This is a genomic window from Sphingobium sp. FW306-1B-F04DB, from assembly GCF_058781925.1.
This window is the reverse complement of the sequence record NZ_JBYSXE010000038.1, coordinates 16,657-39,026: the sequence shown is the minus strand read 5'-3', so window position 1 is coordinate 39,026 and position 22,370 is coordinate 16,657. Positions and strand designations below refer to the sequence as shown.

The following is a 22,370-nucleotide window of genomic DNA, read 5'->3' as shown; positions in this document are numbered from 1 at the left end:
CGATCAGCCCTGGCGCATCATGTCCATCGGCATGCGCGAATGGGCTCACGGGTTCTGATCAGTGAATCTTGGTATTACCTGCTCCTGCGCCTTCAGTAGCCAGAGCGGGCGCCTCCAGCCATCGCTTTCGGAACCATGGCGCTGCCAGCAGCCTCGGTGACAATTACGGCTTTCGCCGACATCCCCGACGTTCAGCTGCCCCTTGGTGGTGAACAGAAGCCGCCCTTCGTTCACATCAATGGAATCTACGAAGGTCGGCGAAATCTGCATTGCCGATGAGATGTGCCGGTCGAGGAAAGCTTCGTTAAAATGCCTGTCCCGTACCTGCGGCGAAGCCAGCCTTTGTCCGTTCCCGTTCGATCACTTGGTCTCGCGCCCGATTGTCGGGAAACAAGGTGGCTGACAAATCGATAGCGGTCTGGATGAGCACTGCATGCAGGCATTTGCGCATTTCGACGTTGCCTGTGCCGGCCTCCAAATCGAGGAAGAGGTCGGATAATCTTTGGCGAACGCCTGCGGGCAATGCGTGGGAATGCTCCAAGGTTAATCTCCTATGCGGGGACGCGATCGCTGACTTGGGAGCGCGGTCGCTTGGGAATGCGAAGGCGAACGGAAGCAGGGGCAACACCGACGATCAATGGATTCGTGTCCGATGGGACACATGGCCCGATGAATGGAGTGTGGGCATCACAATCACGTCCACAATATGGAACGTCAACGTGAAGGTGTCCGCCGTCAGCACCAATGGCACAGATTTGAGGTTGTGAATTAAGGAGGATTTGGGGTCTCGTCGTAGTGACGAAGGAACGAAGATGAGACCCAAATCCTCAAGCGCCAAAAAGCCGGCCGAGCAGGTGGTGAAGGACATCCGGCGGCAGACCCGGCGCCATTTCTCGGCCGAGGACAAGATCAGGATCGTGCTCGAAGGCCTGCGCGGCGAGGACAGCATTGCCGAGCTGTGCCGCAAGGAAGGCATCGCCCAGAGCCTGTATTACACCTGGTCGAAGGAATTCATGGAGGCCGGGAAACGCCGGCTGGCGGGCGATACCGCCCGTGCTGCCACCACTGACGAGGTCAAGGATCTGCGCCGCGAGGCCCGCGCTCTGAAGGAATGCGTCGCGGACCTGACGCTCGAGAACCGACTGCTCAAAAAAAGCATGATCGCGGATGGGGGCGACGACGAATGAGGTATCGCGCATCCGAAAAGCTCGAAATCATCCGGATCGTCGAGCAGTCGCACCTGCCGGCACGGCACACGCTGGACCAGCTCGGCATCCCGCGCCGGACCTTCTACCGCTGGTATGACCGCTATCTCGATGGCGGCCCAGAGGCGCTGGAAGATCGACCCTCGGCGCCAAGCCGGGTGTGGAACCGCATCCCGGCGGACATCCATGATCAGATCATCGAACTTGCGCTGGAAGTATCGGAGCTGAGCCCTCGGGAACTGGCCGTGCGCTTCACCGACGACAAGCGCTACTTCGTGTCAGAATCCACGGTTTACCGCCTGCTGAAGGCCCACGACCTGATCACCAGCCCAGCCTATGTGGTGATCAAGGCGGCGAACGAGTTCCAGCACAAGACCGCCCGGCCGAACGAGATGTGGCAGACCGACTTCACCTACTTCAAGATCATCGGCTGGGGCTGGATATACCTCTCGACCGTGCTCGACGATTACTCGCGCTACATCATCGCCTGGAAGCTGTGCACAACGATGCGCGCCGAGGATGTCACCGACACGCTGGAACTGGCGCTTGCCGCCTCAGGCTGCGACCAGGCCCATGTCCGGCACAAGCCGCGGTTGCTGTCGGATAACGGGCCTAGCTATATCGCGGGCGAACTGGCCGAATGGATCGGGGCGCAGGGCATGAGCCATGTGCGCGGCGCCCCATTCCATCCCCAGACCCAGGGCAAGATCGAGCGCTGGCACCAGACCCTGAAAAACCGCATCCTGCTGGAAAACTACTTCCTGCCCGGCGATCTCGAGACCCAGATCGCGGCGTTCGTCGAGCACTACAACCACCAGCGTTACCACGAGAGCCTGAACAACGTGACGCCCGCCGACGCCTATTTCGGCAGGGGCCCGGCCATCATCCAACAGCGCGAAAGGATCAAGCGACAGACCATCGAGCATCGGCGCTTGCAACACCGCAGGCTCGCCGCATAACATCAACCCCCAGACGAGGCCCGCTCTCCGCTAATCTGCGCCGCGATCTGTGCCAAAGGTTTCGACGACGGACACCGCCGACAAATCGGACATTCCGACGTCGAATTGAAGATCTCAACAGCTGCCGTCGATTCAGGTTCAGATTTTCGGGAAGATAGCAGTCGGATTGCTTTTGGATCCGAAGTGAAAAAAAACGGACAATGGTTGGCACCGGCTCACGACTTCAGAAGCCGAATGGGTGGAACAGGTCATCAACGGGAATGTGTCGGCGGGTCGATCACTGCAAAACAACGCTCAGAAGCAAGCCATCCATTTCGCGGGTAACGGCGGGCGTGATGTCCATCGCATTGTTCCAGCCATAGGCGTTGTCGCGCTCCAGCACGACACTGCAGCTGGTGCGTGTGACGACCCGTCCCAGTGCATTGTTGAGCGCACTGTCGATCTGCTGCTGACCACGCGTTTGCGCAGCAATGAAGCGCGCATTTTGCTGCTGCTCAAGCGCCTGCGCTTGCTGGTTCAGCAGGGTCTGCTGTCGTTGATACTCAATCGGCGCGGTGGAATTCTGCCGTGCCTCCAGTGCCCGGCGCTGTTGATCGATAGCGGCACGCTGCCGGGCGAGGTCGCCCGACAACGAGCCTTGCATCTGCATGAGCTGCGCCTGCATCGACTGGCCTGCGCGCGAGGCAGCAATGGCGCCCGCCCGCGAGAGCAGGCACAGGCCCGTGATGGGCGGACCGAATGTCTGCGCCGAGGCAATGGTGCCGACACACGCGAGCACAGAGGCGGCGAGAAGTCCGATGCGCATGTCGCCGCCCCTCGCTCAATCAGCTCGCACGCGCAACCCGGTCCGCGCAGGCCTGGTCCTGCCAGACCACCTCGGACACAGTGACGCTGTAGTGACCGCGCCGGCGTTCGAAGCGGATCTCCATGCGGCAACGCACCCGCTCCGTCTCACCGGCAGCCGGCGGGAAGAAGAGGACGTAATTCCACCGGCGGGTGATGCCTTCGCCGAAATGCGGCGCGCCGAGCAACGGATAGATGCTGAACTTGTCCATTCCAGGCGCGATCAGCCGCACCGTTGCGGGGCTTGTCGTAACGCCGAGCTTCTTATGTTCGAGCGTCACCTCGCGAAAGGCCGTGGGATCAACTTTCGCCGCATATGTCGGAGCCGAAGGCTCCCGGACCTCTTCAGCGGTAGCAGACGTGGTCACGAGGCTGAGGCCCACAACCACCGGGAAAGTGAGGAACTTGGCTTTCATTATATCCTCCTTGGATTCAGGGTCAGTGCCGCAAGTCAGAACTGGAAGCCCATGCCGACATGTCGGCGACCTCGGGTGAGGGGCGCAACGGCTCAGCCGTCGGGCGCAGCCTGTGAGCCGGGGATCATGGCGAGCCGGTCGAGCGGGCTGATCACGTTCTTCACGGTGCGCGTCGCCACCCTGGTATAGAGCGAGGTGGTGGTCAGTTGGGCGTGGCCGAGCAGGACCTGGATGATGCGGATGTCGACGCCATCCTCGAGCAGATGGGTAGCGAAGCTATGGCGCAACGTGTGCGGGCCGACCCGCTTGGTGATGCCCGCGGCTTGCGCCGCTTCGGTCGCGATGCGGTAGACCTGCCGGTAGCAGATGGGCTTGAGGTAATGCTGCCCTGGGAAGAGCCAGCCGTCAGGATGCATCATGCCCTGCTGGCGGCCGACCTTCCACCATTCGCGCAGGAGAATGAGCAGGTCGTTGGCAAGCATGGCGTTGCGATGCCGCCCGCCCTTGCCGCACTCGACCCTGAGCAGCATGCGCTCGCCGTCGATATCACGGACCTTGAGCTTCGCGACCTCGGAGGCGCGAAGACCGGCCCCATAGGCGACCGACAATATCGCCTGGTGCTTGAGGCTCGTCGTCGCGTCGAGCATCCGCGTGACCTCCTCGCGGCTGAGCACGGTTGGCAGGGCGCGGGGATGCTTCACCCGGTGAAGCTTGCGCGTCAGGTCGGGGCGGTCGAGCGTGCGCGTGTAGAAGAACCGCAGCGCCGAGACCGCCGTGTTCATCGCCGGTGCCCCAAGCCCCATCTCGCGCTGCTCGATCTGATATCGGCGCAGATCCTCATCGGTCGCGCGATCGGGCGGACGGCCCAACCAACTCGCAAACCGCGCCACGTCGCGCAGATAGTTGCGCTGCGTAGCCCGGGACAGGCGATGCAGGTCCATGTCCTCGATCAAGCGCTGACGCAGCGTCAGGGCGGGGTCATGTGTGATCGTGGTCATCGTTCGACTCCTCGTGTTGAAGGAGTCGGAAGCGTGTGCCTCCCCTTAGCGAGGCTCAACCAAGGCGCTTGATAAGCCGCGCTCGTATAGCCTCGGATCGGCCACCCATCCCGCGCCAGCGGGTTCGTACTTGTCCGACAAAGCCGACGCTGTGCGGTAGCTAATCGGGCTTAATCCGCGCTCGCCTGGCTCTATGCCGTGGGAAAAAGCGACCGTGCCGCCTTCGATGCGTTCGCGCGTGATCCAGGCAACCGATCTGCCCGCCGGCTGCGAGAACACGCTGCGCCCAACCTATGCCCGCACTCATATGCACGCGATCTGCCGGGGCGTGGGGCTCGAACTCTGCCAGCTCGACCTTCTACTCAGCCATGCCCGAAAGCCAAGACAGGAGCGCGACCGGCTCGCGGCCAAAGAAGCGCGCTTGAAGATCAAACTGGTGATGCGCGCGTTGCGAATGCCAGACCCCCAAGCGATATCCGCACCGGATGCCCGTCAGCGCAAGGCTGCCACAAGACCAACTCCGAAAACGGCTGACGACCCTGCCTGATTCCAGCGATCGCCCACACCGGCTGCCGGTGGGCACACCTCTGCCCTCACGGATCGTCGAGGGCACGAGACAGCGCAAGAAGCGCCACGCCATAGACCGCATCGATATCGGGTCCCAGCCTGTCGCCGATCGCGCTGGAGCCGAAACCGGCCACGGGCAATTGACGGACAGGGTCCGCGAACGTCGCCTAGTGCCGCTCCGACAGGCTCAAGGCTTGCGTCGAAGCGACCAGATCAGTGCGGACAGGCTGGTGACGAGCGCGGCAAAGGCAAGGATCAGCGGGGCATCAACGAGCAGCATCGGCAATCTCCATCGATATGAAAGCGTAGCGAGTGCGCGCCCTGTAGGACAGAACAAACATGGAACATGAGAAACGCGATGGCCCTTGCCGTAACGGAAAGGCGCCGGCCGCCCCGGCTTGCGCCCCCGCCCTGGTTCGTGCATGATCATGGCGCAGCGTGGCAGCCGGCAGGCACGCTGCGGGAATTCTCCCTGCCAGGCATTACAGACGCCCGTCCGCCGGACGGGCGGCCGTACCGGACCAGCGCGCCTGAAGGGCACGCAACGGCGGCGCACCTGACTGACGCATTGCCGCCTGGGGTTACCCCCAAGCGCCGATCGCTGCCGCCAGGTCGACCCGCCCGTGCACATTGACATCATCACAGCGAAGCGGCGCAACGCGTCCGCCCCTGCCCCATGACGCACGCCGGCGAGGACCGCGATGACGCGGGGGCCATGCTCGACATGGACGGCCTGTTCCGCGCGGAGGCGCCGAGGCTTCGCCGGTGGCTGAGTGCCCGCACGCGCGATCCCGAGGCCGCCAACGACATGGTGCAGGAGACGTTCCTGAGACTGAGCGCAAGCGAGCCCGTAAAGGGCATTCGCAATCCGGCGGCCTGGCTGCAGCGCGTGGCGCGCAACCTCCTCATCGACAAGGCGCGTCGCGAGAGGAGCCGGCATGCGCACTACCATCTACCGCTCGACGAGGCCATCGACCTGCCCGTCGCCCCGGACCAGGCCCAGATGATCGAGGCGGCGGATCTTGTCGTGCGATATGAGCATGCGATCTCGGGTCTCACCGAGCGCACCCGCCAGGTGTTCCTGATGCACCGCGTGGACGGCTTCACTTACAGGGAGATCGCGGGGCGTCTTGCGATCACGACGGCGACCGTCGAATATCACGTGATGCGTGCGCTTACCCATATCGACCGCGAACTGGACGACGCGTGACCGGCCCGGACGCCGCAACCGACAGCGCCCGCAAGGAACGGCTGCGCGAGGAGGCCGCTGCGTGGTTTGCGCGGATGCGACGTGACGATGCCGCGCGCTTCAGGAGCGATTTCGAAACCTGGCTCGGCCAGCCCGAGCATCTCGCCGCCTATAACCGGATCGCCGGGCGCTTCGCTGATGCGAAGCTGCTCAAGCGAACTGGAGAGATCCACACGCCCGCGCGGTCGCCCAAGCGGCGCACGCTCGCGCTCATCACCCTCCTCCTGGCGCTCTCGGCAATCACGGGCGCAGGCCTCTTCGCCTCGCACCGCTTTGCAAGGCCAGTGACGGTCCCGGGCACGGCCGGAGCCGGCCCAGCGCAGATCGCCACCCTGGGCGGCGACATCAGGCGCTTCCACCTTGCAGACGGGTCGATGGTGACGCTCGATGGCGACAGCCTGGTGACGGTCGCGCTTGGGCCCGATGCACGCCATCTGAGGCTCGAGCGCGGACGTGCGCGCTTCGAGGTCGCGCATGAGGCGCGTGCCTTCGTCGTCGCTGCGGCCGACGGAAGCATCACCGCACGCGGCACGATCTTCGACGTCTCGCTGACAGAACACAGGGTCGAGGTAGCCCTTATCGAGGGCGCGATCGACGTCGCGGCAAGCACGCGTCCCGACACCGCGGCAGCGCGCGCACCCAGAAGACTGAAGGCGGGCGAAGCGGTCAGTTTTGCGGGAGGCCATCTGACCGCGATGCCCACTCCGGCCGCGACTGCGCCCGACTGGTCGCGGGCGATAATCGAGGTACGAGACGCAAGGCTCGATGTGATCCTCGCCGAGGCCAATCGTCATTCAGCCACCAAGCTGGTGGCAGGCGACGCTACGATCGCGGCGCTCGGTGTCTCGGGGCGCTTCCGCGTCGATGATCCTACGCGACTTGCCGACAATCTCGCGCATGTCCTCGACCTCGAGCTCGACCGGTCCACACCCGGCACGATCATGCTGAGGCGTGGGCACAAAAAAATTTCGTCCCGACCCTAAGGTCCCCCGCCGGCCCCGCGTCGAGCCCTTCGAACGACCGCCCCACTCATGGGCGGCATTGGAGGGAGAGGAACATGACCAGATTTTCGAACCGGCGCTGGCCGGCGTTGCTTGCCGGGGTCGCGGCAGGCACGCTGGCTTCCCTCATGCCGGCGCAGGCGCAATCGGCGCCAGGTGCGCCGGTGCGCTGGGACCTCCCGGCCCAGGATCTTGCCGACGCCCTCGTCGCCGTCGGCAAGACTTCCGGCCGGGAGGTCATCTTTTCGGGCGCCGATGTCGCGGGCAGGCGCGCGCCCGCGCTCAGCGGCGAGCTCGATCCCGAGACCGCGATCGCGCGGCTCCTCGAAGGAAGTGGCCTCGTCGCGGAATCGCGCGGCGGGACAGTCGTCATCCGCCGGCAACAGGTCGCGGACGCTTCGGATGACGGACCGGGCGACATCGTCGTGACGGGCACGCGCATCCGCGGCGCCCCGCCCGCCTCCCCCGTCATCCGCATCGGCCAGGAGGATGTGCGCAATGCCGGCCAGGCGGACCTTGGCGAGACGATCCGCAGCATCCCGCAGAACTTCAATGGCGGCCAGAACCCCAGCGTGGGCGTCGGCGTGCGCGGCACCGAGAACGTCAACATCAATTCGGGATCGAGCCCCAATCTGCGCGGGCTCGGGCCCGATGCGACGCTTTCGCTCGTCAACGGCAGGCGGCTTGCCTTTGGCGGAGTCAACAATGCGGTCGACATCTCGGCGATCCCGCTCGATGCGGTCGACCGAGTCGAGGTGGTCGCCGACGGTGCGTCGGCGCTCTACGGCTCGGACGCGGTCGCGGGCGTGATCAATATCCTCCTGAAGCGCGACTTTGAGGGAGTCTCGGCAAGCGGCCGCTGGGGAGCCGCCACCGCTGGCGGCGATGTCGAGCAGCAATATGGCGCGGTTGGCGGCGCCCGGTGGAATTCGGGCGGGTTCATCGGAGCACTGGACTGGTCGAGGAACACGCCCATCCTCGCGCGCCAGCGCGACTATGCATCCGCACAGGAGCCAGACGCGACGCTCTATCCCGAGCAGGAAGCGACAGGCGCGCTCCTGAGCGTCCACCAGCAGCTGGGATCGGGCGTCAGTCTTTCCGCCGACGCGCTCTACAGCACGCGCGATCACCGGATCCAGACACCGTTCTCTGCGGACGAGCCCTATGACGTGTACGGAACTCTCGGCCGTTCGCGTTCCGAGCGCTGGTCGATCGCGCCCGAGCTCACCATCGCACTGCCCGGCGACTGGTCGCTCGGCGCGGGCCTGGTCCACGGAGACGACAGGGCGCGGCTTTCGACCATCCTCGCGGTCGGCGGCGTGGCGCAATATGACACGCGCATCCTCTTTTCCAACAGGCTCGACACGGCCGAAGCCAGCGCCGATGGCAGCCTGTTCGCACTGCCTGCGGGCAAGGTCAGGGTCGCGCTTGGCGGCGGCTGGCGCGAGAACCGGCTCGAACAGGACAGGCGCCGCGTGAGCTTCGTGGGCGCCCCCAGCCAGGCATCGCCCTTCGAGGCGCGCCAGGAAAGCTGGTATGGCTATGGCGAGCTGTTCGTGCCGCTGGTCGCGCCGGAAATGGCGGTGCCCGGGCTCGACCGGATGAGTTTGAGCGCGGCGCTCCGCTACGAGAACTATCCGGGCATGGGCGATGTCGCGACACCCAAGCTCGGCGTCGTCCTCGCCCCCGATCGCGCCGTCACGCTGTCTGCGAGCTGGGGCAGGTCGTTCAAGGCGCCGACGCTCTACCAGCAGTTCCTCGACCAGCAGACGCTGCTGCTCAATGCCGCGAGCACGGGCACCGGGCTTCCAGCAGGCAGCACCGTCCTCTACCGATCGGGCGGCAATCCCGATCTCCGCCCCGAACGCTCGACCAACTGGACCGCGACGCTTGGCATTCACCCGCCGGCGGTCGAAGGTCTCGAGCTTGAGGTGAGCTGGTTCGACGTGCGCTACACCCGGCGCGTGATCGAGCCGGTCGCGTCGATCGCGGGCGTCCTCGACAATCCATCCTATGCGCAGTTCGTCACACTGTCGCCGACGCCGGCACAGATCGATGCGACCATCGCGGCCTCGGCCATCGGCCTCAACAACCTGACCGGCCGCCCCTTTGATCCGGCAAGCGTCGTCGGCATCATCGACAACCGCTTCACCAATGTGAGCAGGCAGCGCGCCAGGGGCGTCGACCTTTCGGGGCGCTACCGGCTCGACCTAGCAGGCGGCAGGACGCTGACGCTTGCCGCATCGGCAAGCTGGCTCGACAGCAGCCGCCGGTTCACCCCGACCCAGCCCTCGCTTCCGCTTGCCGGTACCATCTTCAACCCGCCGCACTGGCGCCTGCGCACGGGCGCCACTTGGAACGATGGCGGCCTTACGCTCTCGGGCTGGTTCAGCCACACGGGCGGGGTCACCGACAACCGGACCGCGCTGCATGCGGATATCGCGGGACAGGGCTCGCTCGACCTGACGCTTCGCTACCGGACCGATGCCGGCGACCGTGCAACCTCGAACATGGAGTTCGCGCTCACCGCCCAAAACATCCTCAACGACGAACCCGACATCATCCGCACCGACTTCGTCCAGTATACGCCCTTCGATTCGACCAACTATTCGGCGATCGGGCGCTTCGTCGGCCTCGCCATCACGAAGCGCTGGCAATGAAGGGGCTGATGACGACTGCCGCCGCGCTGCTCGGGCTCAGCAGCGCGGCCCCCGCCCATGCGGCGTGCGAGGATCTGCTCCCCCCTGACGGCGATGCGACCGTCGCGCACCGAGCCGTGAAGCCGGTAGATGTCGCGCGACTGCGCGACATCGGCCAGCCGACCGAAAGGACCGACCTCGAAAGCCCGCTCGGCCTTTCGCCCGATGGCCGCCAGGTCGCCTTCGTGCTCCGGCGCGCCGACCCCCAGGCCAATGCATATTGCCAGGGGCTCGTCGTCGCCGATCTCGAGGGCGGGCAAGCGCCGCGGCTCGTCGACCGTGGCGGCGACCTCATCCGCGACCATTATCCGCTTTTCGGGCATGCGCTTCCCGAAAGCGGTGTGCCGCGCGTGATCACGCCGCGCTGGTCGGCCGATGGCAGGCATATCGCCTGGCTGAAGCGCGTCGGTCCAACGGCGCAAATCTGGTTGGCATCTCGCCGTGGCGGCGACGCCCGGCAGCTCACCCACGAACCGGCGGGCGTCGAGGACTTCGCCTGGTTGCCCGATAGCACCGGCCTCGTCCTTTCGGCGCGTGTGGGGATGATCGACGCGCGGCAAGCGATCGAGCGCGAGGGGCTCGGCGGCTGGCTCGTCGACCGGCGCTTTCGCCCAGTGAGCGGGCCTCATCCTTTCCCCCGGAACGACAGCATCGAGACGCGCAACTTCACGGTTGCGCTTTCGACGGGCGAAACGCGCAAGCCCAGCGATACCGAGCGCGACCTCGTCCCAGGGGTTCCCATGGGCGTTCCGGCCCATGCGATCCGTTACGCGCGCGCGAGAAGCGGCAGTGCCGCCTGGACGCTTGGCGCCGCCGGCGATCCGCTGTCGAGGACGCTCGTCATCCGCTCGGGCGACACGGAGATCGCCTGTGGGCGCTGCGCGGGCGAGATCCTCGATCTCTGGTGGCAGGATGATGGTTCGCTCCTCTTCGTCCGTCGCGAGGACAAGGCGCGCGCGCAACTGGGCATCTATCGCTTGCGCGCGGGAGGCGACCGTGCTCCCGCCCGCATTCTCCTGACCGACGACCTGATCCTGGGGTGCCGCCCGATTAAATCAGGCAGGGCGATCTGCCTCAGGGAAGCCTCGACGAGCCCGAGGCATCTCATTTTGCTCAACACCAGAAGCGGCCGGATCGCGCCCTTCTGGGACCCCAATCCGCAATTCCGCCGCCTGGCCAAAGGCAAGGTCGAGCGTCTGCGCTGGACCAACGCGTTCGGGATCGAGACCTTTGGCGATCTCGCCCTGCCGCCGGGGCACAGGGCGGGCGAGCGCCACCCGCTCATCGTCGTTCAATATGGCTCGCGCGGCTTCCTGCGCGGGGGGACGGGCGATGAATATCCGATCCTTGCCCTTGCCGCGCACGGCCATGCGGTCCTGAGCTTCCAGCGTCCGCTTCACTGGTCGCTTGCAACCCCCGGGCTTGGCCTTGGACCGCGAAGCGATGACGAGGATCATGCCGACCGAAAAAGCGTCCAGTCGTCGCTCGAGCGCGGAATCGACCTTGCCATTGCCCGGGGTGCAATCCTTCCGGACCGCATCGGCATCACCGGCCTGAGCGACGGAGTGGCCACGGTTCAATGGGCGTTGACGCATGGCGACCGCTTCGCGGCCGCGGCGATGAGCAGCTGCTGCATGGATCCGAGCCTGGTGCAGCTGCTGGGAGAAGCGCAGGTCGAGGCCTGGATGGAAGACGGCCTGCCCGCGCCGACACTGCGCGACGCGCCCTACTGGGCAGAGGCCTCGCTTGCACGCAATGTCGGGCGGGTCGACGCTCCTATCCTGATGCAGCTTTCGGACAATGAGTTTCTGGGCGCGTTCGAAAGCTACTGGGCCCTCAGGACCGCTGGTCGTCCCGTTGAAATGTTCGTCTTTCAAGGCGAGCGCCACATCAAGTTCCAGCCAGCGCACCGCCTCGCCATCTACGAGCGAAACCTGCAATGGTTCGATTTCTGGCTTAGGGACATAGAGGATCCGTCTGCGGCACTTCGTCCCCAATATGCGCGGTGGCGCGCGATGCGCGACGCATGGGCGAAGGTCAGGTGGAAGACGAAGGATTGACGGCGACGCCGTGCCAGCGCCTTGCCCACGCCTCGGCGTCAACAAGCGCGAGCATGCGATGGACCTCGCCGCGCTCCGCGGCACCGCTTGCCAGCGAGCGCTCGACCGCCGGAACATCGATGAGGCCTTGGCCAGCCAGCAGCCCTCCCAGCAGCATATCACCAATGGCCTTGCGATTGCGCTCGACGATCTCGACGCAAAAACTGTCGGGTCCGCCCTTGGTGCGGCGATGGACGATCGCCGGTGGCAGCCGGTCAGCAAAGGCCGCCCGCGCCAGCGCGCGATTTTCACCGCCCGTGCACCAGCGCCAGCTGGGCGTCGCGAGACAGGATTCCATGATCGGCTGGGCAAGCAGCGGGAGCACTGCCTCAGCAGGGCCGGGCATATAGGCGACTCGATATTTCTGCGTGCGCAGCAGTGCTGCGATATGCGTCCGCTTGCCAGGCGGCACCGGCACGTCCGGATCAAGCCAGGGATGCCAGGGAACCGGTGCGGCCATTTCGAACGCACCAGCCGTCATGAACAGCCTGTCACAGGTCCAGCGGGCCTGGTCGCCGCGCCATCTGCGCGCGATCGCCGCGCGAAGCACGGCAGGCAGGCTGCAAGACGTCAGACGCGCCATGTCGTGCGCGGTGGCGAAGGCGGCGCGCATGCCTTCCGTCCGCCACCGGTCGATCACGGGACTTGCCGAGGTCATGAGGCAAAAGACATTGTCGCCGCCATCGCCACTGAAGATCGCATCGGCGCCGTTGGCGGCTGCATGCGCCTGGCGTCGCATGTCATAGCCCTGCGCGAAGGTACGCGCGCTCGGCCAGGCTTGATGCTCGCCGGTCGAACGATCGAGCGCGATATCGCCATGATCATAGGCGTCGACGCCAAGCGTAAATCCCGTCGCTTCGCCAATCAGTGCCGCAAATCGCCGCTCGTCGCCGCGCGGATCGCTGGTCGCAATGGTCAGAAGCGAGACGGGACGGTTCTGGCGTGCGAGGCTGGCGGCGACGATCGATGAATCGAGTCCGCCCGAGACAGTCACCACGATGCGCCGGTGGCAGGTTGCGAGCGTATGGATGGTGTTATCGACTGTCGCCTCGAGCCCGGCAGCGTCCGGGCTTGGGTGCCCGGCAAGCTCCCATGGCCGCCAGATGTCCTCGGTGACGCATTCCCGGCCCAGTAGCAGCAGCGAGCCGGGAAGCAGTTCGTTCACCCCTTCAACGCAGGTTCGTGCACCATGATGTCCCGGGCGCTGCAGATGCGCAGCGATGCTGGCGAAATCGACACGGGGCACCGCGGCGACGACGCACATGAGCAGCCGCGCGTCGGAGCAGACCAGCGTCAGGCTCGGGCGTTTTGTCCAGTAGACGGGCACCGCGCCGGAGGGGTCGCGGAAGACCTGCGCCTCGCCGTTCGCTTCATTGCCGACAAGCGCGACATAGCTTCCCCAATAGTTGCCTGAGAAATGCCGGCCGGGACCGGCCGCAAGCGATTGGGCAAACAACGGATCGGCCGAGGTGACACGGCGCGATGTCGACCGTTCGAACAGCGGGCCGATGATGGCGACTGGCGGCTCCTCATTGACGAGAAGCGTCGCGTCCTCGTCGGCCAGAAGCGTGAAGGCGCGGCACTCGAGGCGCTTCGTCAGACCGAGCGCCTCGGCCCGGGCGTCGAGCATCCGGCGGCCGCCCCGATCGGCACCGGTGGTGACCATCCAGCGCCCGGGCATCAGACCACCAGTATCGGCTGGAAGAGCCGTGCGTGTTCGACATCGTCGTTGAGCACCTCGCCCTCGCTCTCGACCCAGCAATGCGCTGCAAAGGGACGGGCAGCGACCCCGAACACCAGCACGGCCGAGATGCCCTTTCGACGAAGCGCCCAGAGGAGCGCGACCGATTTCGAAAGGCATTGGTCGTGCCGCGTGAGCCAGAGATCTGCGGCTCGATGGGCAGCGATGATCGGCGCCGCGTCTGCGACCGGGACGGGAGGACGGGCAACGGAGCGCAGGCCGGCGACGATCCCGTGCAGGGGTCTGTGGCGGACCATCCATCCGGCGCGGAACTGGCCCGCAAATGCGCGGCCGATCTCAATCACCCCCGCTGCAGATGCATCAGTCGGTGCAGGCTGGGGAGCGAAATGCCGGGCGGTTACCGGCTTCGGCCGCGCGTCACCGGGCGCCTCGCACACAAGCCCGTCCTCGATGAGCGCGCCCAGTGCGCCAGCGGTCGGTTGACTGCCCTCCACCAGTTGTCGAAAGGCGACTTCTTCCCTGGCCCGCAGCCGGAAAAAGCGATCCCGCCCAAGGTCGAGGAATATGATCCGCCCCTGGGCGACGCAAAAAGACAGGTCGGGACGCAGCCGCCAGCCCATCAGTCATCCCTTCAATGAGGGCGGGCGCACGGCGGCACCGTGCGCCCGCAGGACATCAGTCGTCGGTGAGGCCGCTCACCGGAAACTGCTCGTCGAGAATGTCGCGCAAACCCTTGCCGCCGCCGCGGGTTTCGATGCTGGCGATGCCGAGTTCGATCTCGAGGGGCTCGTCGCGTTCATTGAGATTGTCCATGTCACTCTCCATTTCCTCCGCAATGATCTGCGGAAGCGGAAAGTTAGGACGCGGCACCGACTATACGGAATCTATAGTCCTCCAGTAGCGCGAATGTTGTCGCGCTTGCCACCCGACGACAACAACTTGATCCGTTTCGGAGGAATGTCGCGTTTTTATTTGCCTCGCGGTCATTTCTTTGGCCAGACTGGCGCGTTGCTCGGGGCAACGCGGACGACCGGGTGGCCGATGCGGATGTACAGGCGCTGGCTAAAGGCATCGGCACGCAGCTCAAGCGCGTCTCACCGCTCGGCCGTCCGCACGCCCGCTTCAGGCGTGATCGCCGGTTTCCAATTGCCCCTCTCGGGCGCTCCGGCCAACCGCGGAAAAGCGGAAGGCGAATTTCTGCCCCGTCTGGCGACTGACGAGACCGGACATCGTCCCGCCCACACTTGTGCAGGGCTGTCTAATACGTGGCTCCTCACACGAACTTCGGCCGCACCACGACCACAAGCCGCCGCTGTAGCACGAATATCAGTTCAACCTCGATACCGAGGGGGGGAAGCTGGCGGTCGACAGGGCGGCCGCCTTTGTCGCAGCATGCGCAGGCTCCAGCCCGGACGCCCCGCAATCAATGCGCGCACCCTTCCACAGCGACCGATGCCATTAGCCGTAACCCGCTGAGCTTGCTAAAGGAGCCGAACACGGGCGGCGGAGCGATACAAGGGGATGGAAGAAGCGGTAAGTGCGAAGGGGTCCTATGCCGCCTTCCTGAGCTATAGCCACAAGGATGCAGCGCCCGCGCGCCGGCTTCAACGGCGGCTCGAGGCCTACAGGCTGCCAAAAGGAGCCGCGCGCGAGGACGGTGCAAGAAGGCTCGGCCGGATCTTTCGCGATCGCGACGAACTTCCTGCCGCCGCTGACCTTTCGCAAGCGGTCAAAGACGGGATCTCGCGATCGCAGGCGCTGATCGTCCTGTGCTCTCCCTCGGCCGCAGCCTCTCCATGGGTCGACAGGGAAATTCGGCTGTTCCGGCAAGTGCACCCCGACCGCCCCATGCTGGCGGCAATCATCGAAGGCGATCCCGGGGACGCATTGCCTCCGGCATTGACGGAAGAATTCGAACCGCTGGCCGCCGACCTTCGGCCACAAGGCGACAGCATCCGGCTGGGAACGCTGAAGCTGGTTGCTGGTCTTGCAGGTGTAGGCCTCGATCGGCTCGTCCAACGTGACGCGCAGCGACGCGTTCGCCGCGTGACGGCCATCACGGCCGTGTCGCTGCTCGTCATGCTAGGCTTTTTCGCGTTGTCGGTACTCGCCTTAAAGGCGCAGCGTGAAGCTGAACGGCAGCGTTCGGAAGCCGAGGGGATCGTCGAATTCATGCTCACCGACTTGCGACAGCGACTGCGCAGTGTAGGTCGGCTGGATGCCCTCACAGTCGTGAATGAGAGGGCGATGAATTATTATCGGCATCAGGGTGACCTGGATCGACTGCCGGACGACAGTCTCGAGCGACGTGCCCGCATTCTCCATGCGATGGGCGAGGACGATATTGCCCGCGGCGATCTGGCGCGCGCGCGCAGCATGTTCGACGAAGCGCACCGAACCACAGCGGAACTCCTGGAAAATGATCCTGACGATCCCGAGCGGATATTTGCCCATTCGCAGAGCGAATTCTGGATCGGCCAGGTCGACCAGCTCACCGAGCGCCCGGACGCGGCGCTAAAGCATTACAACGCCTATCTGCATTGGGCTGAGCGGCTCGCAAAGCTTCAGCCTGGCAAGCCGCGGAGCTTGACCGAGATTGGCTATGCGCTGAGCAACATCGCCGCGGTCCAATGGCAATTCCGGAAAAACCATGTCGAAGCGATCCGGAACTACGAGAGGTCGCTCCATTGGTTCGAGCGGGCGCAAGAAGCAGATGCAACATCGCTCACGATCCGCAAGGAAGTCGCCGAACGTCATGCCCGAATCTCCGATGTCCAGTTCGACGAACGCGACTATCGCGCCGCTCGCTCGCACCGGCTTCAGCAACTGAAACTGCTCGAGCCCTTGAGGCGCGAGGATCCCGAGAGTGGCGACCTTGCCTATGACACGCTGGTTGCGACCCGGGCCCTGGCGCGCATCGCCTTCGAAATTGGCGAGCTGGCCGATGCCGCCCGACTGCTAGCGGACGCCAAGGAACAGTCGGCGCGTCTGCGCGCGCGCGACCCGGAAAACCAGACCTGGTTCGAGCAGCACCTGCGCGTCCTCATGGATGCAGCAGAGGTCGCTCGCGCGCAGCATCGCCGGTCGGAAGTCGAGCGCCTGGTGGACCAGGCTCGAAACCATATCAGCAAATCCAGCCCAGGAGTGGTAGCCGACCCTGCCTTCCGGGCCACATCGATCGAGCGACTGGATGCCATAGCACGCGCCAATGCGGGCGCATTCAAAAAGGGGGAATAGATGAGTTTTGGAGACAGTGTCCGGACCACGGGACCGGGCGACAGGATCAGCCACGCAGCCCTTCTCTATGTCGGCGTGGAGGACGGGATCTGGACCGTAAATCGCTGGTTTGCACCGATCGACCAGGAAGGTCTGGGTGCCACCGAGGCACGGCTGCTCGAGCTCGCCCAGTCCGGCAATCCGGAGATCCACCCGGAATTCCAGGGCTATGGCTTCGAGAACATCCGGTTCGTCGAATATATGTGCTATTTCACCATCGTCCTCAATGCCCCCGGCTACAGCTTCCACGACGGCAAAAACACCGACCCGATCTGGTTTCTGGAAAAGAAGGAAAATTCTTCCCTGCCGCCCCCGCCCGCGCCCGTCGCGCCCAACAAGAGCTTCTATGACCTGGAGGAGATCGAGGTCAGCGGATTTCCGGCACTGCGCTGCCGGAACTATATGTGCAACGGCTATACCGGCCAGCCGCTGAAGGAAGGCGAGACCCAGGGTTTCATCTTCAATATCTACATCCACGCCAGATATGCGCAGGGCAGCGACATCGGCGTCGTCCTCGCCATCGACCCGGACGGATCGAGCAGCGGGCCGCGCAAGTGATACTTGCGGTGACCTGGCGACACATGTGAGACAAGGCCGGTGATGACGAAGCCGCCGCTCAACAACATCACGCGCCTGGCCCGGGCAGGTGCGCTCGAACAGGCCTGGGCGCTGTTCGAGGTCGGCGGCTACATGTCCGGATCGGACGATCCGGACGTTCTCGCCGTCCATGGGCGGCTGCTGAAGGATCGCGCGGCACGCGAACGCGGCGCTGCCCGCGAAGAACTGCTCAGCGACGCGATCGAGGCCTATGAACGGGCCTCGACGCTTTCGCGCGCAACCTATCCGCTGATCAATGCAGCGACGCTGGCCTTTTTGGTCGGACGACGGGATCATGCGCGCAACCTGGCCGTGCAAACGCTCGAACTGCTCGACAGCAACGACTGCGCTCCGGAAACGCCCTATTGGCTCGAGGCAACAAGGGCCGAGGCCCTGTTGCTACTGGGCAGGGCTGGCGAGGCCGATAGTGTTCTCGGGAATGCAATCAGGCTTCAACCCGAGGCATGGGAGGATCATGCCTCGACGCTTCGTCAGTTTTCGTTGATCGCAAGGGAGATGGCGTCGCCTGACATCTGGCTCGACCGCTATCGCCCGCCGCCTTCGCTGCATTTCGAAGGCATAATGGGGCTCGCGGCCGACGACACAAGGGCATTGTTGCAGATCGAGGAACGCATCGGTGCCATTGCCCCGGGCAATGCGTTCGGCGCGCTCGCCGCGGGCGCAGACATCCTTGTTGCGGAAGCGGCCATCCGGCACGGCGCACATCTCCATGTGATTCTCCCCTGCCCGCCCGAACTCTTCTGCGATGCATCGGTAAGGCCATTCGGCAGAGCCTGGGAGACGCGCTTCGCGGGGCTCATGGACGAGGCGTCATCGGTTCTGACCCTCGATGACTGGCAAACACTCGACGAAGCTTCCGTCACAATTGCCCGCGAAGCTGCCATGGGACTTGCCATCCGGGAAAGCGGGCGCCTTCAATCTTTCGCCTGCGCGTTAAGCATCTGCGGAGTAGGCGAAAACCGAACCCAAGCCGGTGTCGATTGTTGGCGCAGTCTCGACCTTCCACTATATCAGATCTGGGCGGAAAGAAGCAGTAACGTCCGGACCGCCCTTCCCGCCACCGGCCGGCCCGTGGCGCTGCTTTCTCTCCCCGAAGCGATGATCCGCGCCCTGCCCGCGGCAGCCCTGCCTGCCCCTCTGGCCCAGCGGAGCAGCAAGTCCATCTACGGATTCGCTTCACTGGAAGAGGCAACGCTGCTCGCCCAAGGTATCGCGGCGCTCCATCCCGAGGCGGCGCTTGCGATCGATTACCGTGCGATCATCGATGATGATGAACGCGGTCAGCCCTGGGATCGTGTCCTGACGATCGGGTCCACCAGCCTGGGTGGCGCCATCGCGCTAAGCGAATCCGCCGCGCTCGCGCTCGCGCTTCACAGCCCTTCGGCCAACGTGCAGCCGATGGGACATATCCGTGCGCCCGCGGGTGATCTCCCGACCTACGGCCTTTTCCCGGACGCGAGGTCAGGCGACCAGCTCGGCAAGTAACCTCGGCGCCACGATCTCGAAAACGACATCCGACCGCCGCACGATGCCGCGGCGAACGAGATGCGCGATTGCCCTCGACGTCGTTTCCCGGGTGGTGTGCACGGTAAGCGCGAGTGCGGACAACACCGGCGGGGGTTCGATCCTGTTCGCCGGACCGGCGAGGCGAAGCAACTCGGCATAAATACGGCCCGTCGCGGTCAGCGTCGTGCGCGCCGCCATCCGGTCCAGCGTGATGTCGAGCTGTCTGGCGAACAGCATCGTGAGTCCATAGGCGATGTCTGCATGGCGGCGCGCCAGTTCGACCAGCACCCCTGTCTCGATGCACAGCAGATTGAGGGAGCCATGCGCAACAATGTCCGCGCGGAGAGCACCAGCCTCGGGATAACTCCCGAAAATTTCTCCGGGGCCGTAGGAGGCCAGCAGCGTGAGTTGTCCATCGGGTGAAATAATCTGGGCCTGCGCGATGCCGTCAACGACCAGCCAGCAGTGGCGGGCCATTTCTCCCTGATTGGCCACCAGCGACTTGTTGGCGACCGCGAGCTCGCTTACCGCGTGCACGAGCGCGCCCGCGCTTTCGTGCTCGCAGGAAAATACGGTTCTGATAACGGCCAGCCGTTCCGTCTCAAGCAAGCTGTTCCCCCAAAGCGACACGGGCGCTTGATCCAGAAACTATCCGATGCCGCGTGCTGTCAACCACCTTGGGGTGCAACATGCCGACAAAAAAGAGGCCCGGTGACCCGAAGGTCACCGGGCCCGGAGTTCGGGAATTCAGAATGATCTGATCCCCTCGGGTCGCATCGGGAAAATAGACGGATTCCGTCCGCGCGCGCGTGATCCGCGTCACGCGACAAAAAATTGATCCATCGGACAAAAGGTCGAAGCGTGGCACCGACACATTCCGCCTGAAATATGGCGATACGCAATGCGCACCGTGGATGTTCAGCAACCTCGTCGACGCCCTTACCCCCCTTCGGTGTCGTGCCACACGCCATTCCCTCGACCTTCAACTGTTCATGAATGCGCCAGAAACGGGAAACGGGCGCCTTCACGGTGGAGCACCCCTTAGCGGAGCGGGGGACAGGTTCCCCTTCGAGGCCCGTATGATCTGTTCACTGGCTGAATCGCCCCTCGAGCCGGAGCTAACCACGGGCCCCGTGCACTTGCCGGCCAACCACACATTTGGGGCACTTCGCGCGGGTCGGCGAAGCTTGATCGAGCGCGGCACCCTGATTGCAATGGGAGGAGCGATCCGCCGTCACGATGAATCCATTGCTGAGTGCATGTGCTGATGCGACCAGTCTCCGCTTCCGGCGTGGGCGCGCGCCATGAACCAGCGCCCGGGTAACATGCGGAATGCGGGATCGAACTCGCCATAGTCGCACAGCAATTCGCTGCCGGCCGGGATGTCTTCCCTTGCGTAGCCCACATCGGGATGGGTGAATATGGTATTGGGCAGCGGGGAATGGTTCATGAAGCGGCCATTGTCTGCTTCGAGGACGATCATGTCCGTCTCGATCATATGCGGGTAGCCATAACGCGCGATAAAGACCCGCAATGGCTCGGGCAAAGCTTCGATCTCTGCCGCCGGGATCAGCCGGTCGAAGACGGGATCGAAGCGCCAGATAACACTGCCGGCTGCAATAAAGTCTTCCGAAAAGACCCCGACGCCCTCGACCTGGCTCGGCGCGACATAGGTTGGAACGAGCATCATCTGACATCTCCCATCGTTCTTTCGAACGGGAGCAAACTGCCTCCGTTCCCCATGTTGATCCGGATCAATCACTTCTCGGGCGGACGATTTGGTCCCTTCGAGCTTCTGGCGGGTGGAACAAGCGGCCGCCGTGACAAGCGAGTCCACTTGAACATGTGACGGTGCGGTGCCCATGGGATCCCCCGCGGTGTACAGTGCTGCAAGCGGTTACAGGCGCGGCATCGGTCGGTAGGCGGGCGGGAGGCGATGCCGCGTGCCCTGAAAGTGTATCGCACCGCCATCGGCTTTCATGACGCGTTTGTCGCGACAACCAGTCAAAAAGAGGCGCTCAAGGCGTGGGGAACCGACGCCGACCTTTTCGCCCGCGGGATGGCTGAAATGGTCACCGATCCTAAGCTGACCGGCGAGCCGCTTCAGAAACCGGGCAAGGTGGTCAAGCGGCCGCGCGGCAGCGCTGCCGAACATCTGGCATCGGTCTCGCCCAATATAGCAACGGGCCGCAAGAAAGCCCAATCGCCTTCGGCTCCAACTGCAGGAGCGACATATTCGACGCCACGGCCAAGCCGCAGGCGCCTTGATGCCGCCGAACGCAAACTTTCAAAAGCCGAAGACAGCCAACGAAAGCAACTCGACGAGATCGACGGCCAAATCGCTGCCCTCAACAGAAATCGCAAGGAACTCAGAGAGAAGGTCGCGCATGAAATCACGCGCCTCGAGCGTGTGCGCGACGCCGCGCAAGAGGCCTATGACCAGGCGATGGGCGATTGGAGGCGGAACTCCTGAGGTCGCGTCAGGTCGATCACGCGGCTGCGCACGAAGGTCGCATTTCACAAACGAACCCGACCTCCATCGCCAGCATTGATCGGGGAAAGGAACGCCCACATGGCCACGCGACCTGACGGTCCATCGCCCGACCAGATCGAGCCGCAATAACTGGAACGACTGACGACGAGCAAAGAGCCGAGCGACACGCGGGATCGCCAGCGGGAACCTGCCCTGTGCAGAAATGGGCAACGTCCATACGAACTTCCCTTTCCGCGGCCACCATCGTCACGCAACCGGGCCGGACTCGAGGGTGCAGTGCAGGGACGCGCTCCTCATCTCCCAAGAACAGCGAGCAGCGCCTCCGCGCTGGTGAGTTGGCTAGAAAGGAGCGAGCGTAACCGACGAGATCAACCATGGGCGCTGGCCCTGCATATTGCGGGTCGTCAGGCTGGGCGAGAGTGCGGGCAATGTCGCTCGCGATGCTGCCCCCTCTTTCGCAGGCATGCAAAGATCCGGCATTGAAGTGCAACACGTATCGCCGGCATGCGAATAGGTGGACGTCTGCGGCTTGATTTCGATCAACACGAATTGACCTGTGGCCCGGGAAACTCTCGTCAGGCAACTACGTTGGCCAAACAGAGGTAGACGCACGATGACCACTTCCCTTTCTTCGCCCTTGGCGTTCACACCCCGTCCGCGCCCTCAAACGCGAAAGACAGACGACAGCGCTGCTTGGTTCAACTTCAGGGCCCAACAATGCCTCGATAGCGCCGCCCG

General features: G+C 64.4%; 19 protein-coding genes. 10 read left to right on the top strand and 9 right to left on the bottom strand.

The window, feature by feature from the left end; all coding sequences use genetic code 11:
• Positions 1 to 304 precede the first annotated feature (304 nt).
• Complete coding sequence (locus AC3WJD_RS15660; RefSeq protein ID WP_492747629.1) at positions 305 to 541, bottom strand: hypothetical protein; 237 nt, start codon at positions 539 to 541, stop codon at positions 305 to 307.
• Positions 542 to 812: 271 nt separating this feature from the next.
• On the opposite strand from AC3WJD_RS15660, the gene AC3WJD_RS15655 reads away from it, so the two are divergent.
• A protein-coding gene (locus tag AC3WJD_RS15655; protein WP_492747628.1) for an IS3 family transposase occupies positions 813 to 2,164 on the top strand; the annotation gives its coding sequence in 2 pieces (ribosomal slippage) (positions 813 to 1,149 and positions 1,149 to 2,164; 1,353 coding nt in all).
• 277 nt (positions 2,165 to 2,441) lie between these two features.
• On the opposite strand, the gene AC3WJD_RS15650 is transcribed toward AC3WJD_RS15655, so the two are convergent.
• From AC3WJD_RS15650 to AC3WJD_RS15640, 3 genes are all read right to left on the bottom strand, one after another.
• Positions 2,442 to 2,969, bottom strand: a complete 528-nt coding sequence (locus AC3WJD_RS15650) for an OmpH family outer membrane protein (RefSeq protein ID WP_492747627.1) — start codon at positions 2,967 to 2,969, stop codon at positions 2,442 to 2,444.
• 19 nt (positions 2,970 to 2,988) lie between these two features.
• Entirely contained in the window at positions 2,989 to 3,423 is a 435-nt protein-coding gene (gene bamE / locus AC3WJD_RS15645) for an outer membrane protein assembly factor BamE domain-containing protein (protein WP_492747626.1), read from the bottom strand.
• 92 nt (positions 3,424 to 3,515) lie between these two features.
• Positions 3,516 to 4,421, bottom strand: a complete 906-nt coding sequence (locus tag AC3WJD_RS15640) for a tyrosine-type recombinase/integrase (protein ID WP_492747625.1) — start codon at positions 4,419 to 4,421, stop codon at positions 3,516 to 3,518.
• Between the two features lie 238 nt (positions 4,422 to 4,659).
• On the opposite strand from AC3WJD_RS15640, the gene AC3WJD_RS15635 reads away from it, so the two are divergent.
• The 5 genes from AC3WJD_RS15635 (at position 4,660) to AC3WJD_RS15615 (ending at position 11,997) form a co-directional block, all read left to right on the top strand.
• Positions 4,660 to 4,968, top strand: a complete 309-nt coding sequence (locus tag AC3WJD_RS15635) for a hypothetical protein (RefSeq protein ID WP_492747624.1) — start codon at positions 4,660 to 4,662, stop codon at positions 4,966 to 4,968.
• 696 nt (positions 4,969 to 5,664) lie between these two features.
• On the top strand, positions 5,665 to 6,198 hold the full coding sequence (locus AC3WJD_RS15630; protein ID WP_492747623.1) for an RNA polymerase sigma factor: 534 nt from the start codon (positions 5,665 to 5,667) through the stop codon (positions 6,196 to 6,198).
• On the top strand, positions 6,195 to 7,220 hold the full coding sequence (locus AC3WJD_RS15625) for a FecR family protein (RefSeq protein WP_492747622.1): 1,026 nt from the start codon (positions 6,195 to 6,197) through the stop codon (positions 7,218 to 7,220). Before AC3WJD_RS15630 ends, AC3WJD_RS15625 begins: the two co-directional genes overlap by 4 nt.
• A 74-nt stretch (positions 7,221 to 7,294) precedes the next feature.
• A complete protein-coding gene (locus AC3WJD_RS15620) occupies positions 7,295 to 9,898 on the top strand; it encodes a TonB-dependent receptor domain-containing protein (protein ID WP_492747620.1) in 2,604 nt (867 codons plus the stop codon).
• A gap of 8 nt (positions 9,899 to 9,906) precedes the next feature.
• Positions 9,907 to 11,997, top strand: coding sequence for an Atxe2 family lasso peptide isopeptidase (locus AC3WJD_RS15615; protein WP_492747619.1), 2,091 nt, complete (start codon positions 9,907 to 9,909; stop codon positions 11,995 to 11,997).
• Here the strand turns inward: AC3WJD_RS15615 and AC3WJD_RS15610 are convergent.
• Genes AC3WJD_RS15610 through AC3WJD_RS15600 form a run of 3 tightly spaced genes read right to left on the bottom strand, consistent with a single transcriptional unit; the run spans position 11,975 to position 14,551 of the window.
• Complete coding sequence (locus AC3WJD_RS15610) at positions 11,975 to 13,717, bottom strand: asparagine synthase-related protein (RefSeq protein ID WP_492747618.1); 1,743 nt, start codon at positions 13,715 to 13,717, stop codon at positions 11,975 to 11,977. The two genes, AC3WJD_RS15615 and AC3WJD_RS15610, sit on opposite strands and share 23 nt — an antisense overlap.
• Positions 13,717 to 14,358 carry a lasso peptide biosynthesis B2 protein gene (locus AC3WJD_RS15605; RefSeq protein ID WP_492747617.1) on the bottom strand — a complete coding sequence of 214 codons (642 nt, stop codon included), beginning with the start codon at positions 14,356 to 14,358 and terminating at the stop codon, positions 13,717 to 13,719. Before AC3WJD_RS15605 ends, AC3WJD_RS15610 begins: the two co-directional genes overlap by 1 nt.
• A 55-nt stretch (positions 14,359 to 14,413) precedes the next feature.
• On the bottom strand, positions 14,414 to 14,551 hold the full coding sequence (locus AC3WJD_RS15600; protein ID WP_492747616.1) for a hypothetical protein: 138 nt from the start codon (positions 14,549 to 14,551) through the stop codon (positions 14,414 to 14,416).
• Between the two features lie 708 nt (positions 14,552 to 15,259).
• On the opposite strand from AC3WJD_RS15600, the gene AC3WJD_RS15595 reads away from it, so the two are divergent.
• From AC3WJD_RS15595 to AC3WJD_RS15585, 3 genes are read left to right on the top strand one after another with little or no spacing between them, the layout of a single operon-like run.
• A complete protein-coding gene (locus AC3WJD_RS15595; RefSeq protein WP_492747615.1) occupies positions 15,260 to 16,975 on the top strand; it encodes a toll/interleukin-1 receptor domain-containing protein in 1,716 nt (571 codons plus the stop codon).
• Positions 16,976 to 17,572, top strand: a complete 597-nt coding sequence (locus tag AC3WJD_RS15590) for a hypothetical protein (protein ID WP_492747614.1) — start codon at positions 16,976 to 16,978, stop codon at positions 17,570 to 17,572.
• 42 nt (positions 17,573 to 17,614) lie between these two features.
• The gene (locus AC3WJD_RS15585; RefSeq protein WP_492747613.1) at positions 17,615 to 19,117 is read left to right on the top strand and encodes a TRAFs-binding domain-containing protein; all 1,503 of its coding nucleotides are present in this window, start codon (positions 17,615 to 17,617) and stop codon (positions 19,115 to 19,117) included.
• Here AC3WJD_RS15585 and AC3WJD_RS15580 read toward each other — a convergent pair.
• Both AC3WJD_RS15580 and AC3WJD_RS15575 read right to left on the bottom strand, forming a co-directional pair.
• Positions 19,094 to 19,747 (bottom strand): Crp/Fnr family transcriptional regulator, encoded by a 654-nt coding sequence (locus tag AC3WJD_RS15580; protein ID WP_492747612.1) that lies wholly within the window; start codon positions 19,745 to 19,747, stop codon positions 19,094 to 19,096. The genes AC3WJD_RS15585 and AC3WJD_RS15580 overlap by 24 nt on opposite strands.
• A 625-nt stretch (positions 19,748 to 20,372) precedes the next feature.
• On the bottom strand, positions 20,373 to 21,002 hold the full coding sequence (locus AC3WJD_RS15575) for an SET domain-containing protein (protein WP_492747611.1): 630 nt from the start codon (positions 21,000 to 21,002) through the stop codon (positions 20,373 to 20,375).
• Positions 21,003 to 21,074: 72 nt separating this feature from the next.
• Between AC3WJD_RS15575 and AC3WJD_RS15570 the strand changes: the two genes are divergently transcribed.
• Positions 21,075 to 21,611, top strand: coding sequence for a hypothetical protein (locus AC3WJD_RS15570; RefSeq protein ID WP_492747610.1), 537 nt, complete (start codon positions 21,075 to 21,077; stop codon positions 21,609 to 21,611).
• Positions 21,612 to 22,370: the final 759 nt, after the last annotated feature.

Coding starts and splice junctions, on each gene's coding strand:
- AC3WJD_RS15650 (WP_492747627.1), bottom strand. CDS start 2,969: ATGCGCATCGGACTTCTCGCCGCCTCTGTGCTCGCGTGTGTCGGCACC.
- bamE (WP_492747626.1), bottom strand. CDS start 3,423: ATGAAAGCCAAGTTCCTCACTTTCCCGGTGGTTGTGGGCCTCAGCCTC.
- AC3WJD_RS15640 (WP_492747625.1), bottom strand. CDS start 4,421: ATGACCACGATCACACATGACCCCGCCCTGACGCTGCGTCAGCGCTTG.
- AC3WJD_RS15630 (WP_492747623.1), top strand. CDS start 5,665: ATGACGCACGCCGGCGAGGACCGCGATGACGCGGGGGCCATGCTCGAC.
- AC3WJD_RS15620 (WP_492747620.1), top strand. CDS start 7,295: ATGACCAGATTTTCGAACCGGCGCTGGCCGGCGTTGCTTGCCGGGGTC.
- AC3WJD_RS15615 (WP_492747619.1), top strand. CDS start 9,907: ATGACGACTGCCGCCGCGCTGCTCGGGCTCAGCAGCGCGGCCCCCGCC.
- AC3WJD_RS15610 (WP_492747618.1), bottom strand. CDS start 13,717: ATGCCCGGGCGCTGGATGGTCACCACCGGTGCCGATCGGGGCGGCCGC.
- AC3WJD_RS15605 (WP_492747617.1), bottom strand. CDS start 14,358: ATGGGCTGGCGGCTGCGTCCCGACCTGTCTTTTTGCGTCGCCCAGGGG.
- AC3WJD_RS15600 (WP_492747616.1), bottom strand. CDS start 14,551: ATGGACAATCTCAATGAACGCGACGAGCCCCTCGAGATCGAACTCGGC.
- AC3WJD_RS15595 (WP_492747615.1), top strand. CDS start 15,260: ATGGAAGAAGCGGTAAGTGCGAAGGGGTCCTATGCCGCCTTCCTGAGC.
- AC3WJD_RS15590 (WP_492747614.1), top strand. CDS start 16,976: ATGAGTTTTGGAGACAGTGTCCGGACCACGGGACCGGGCGACAGGATC.
- AC3WJD_RS15585 (WP_492747613.1), top strand. CDS start 17,615: ATGACGAAGCCGCCGCTCAACAACATCACGCGCCTGGCCCGGGCAGGT.
- AC3WJD_RS15575 (WP_492747611.1), bottom strand. CDS start 21,002: ATGGGCACCGCACCGTCACATGTTCAAGTGGACTCGCTTGTCACGGCG.
- AC3WJD_RS15570 (WP_492747610.1), top strand. CDS start 21,075: ATGCCGCGTGCCCTGAAAGTGTATCGCACCGCCATCGGCTTTCATGAC.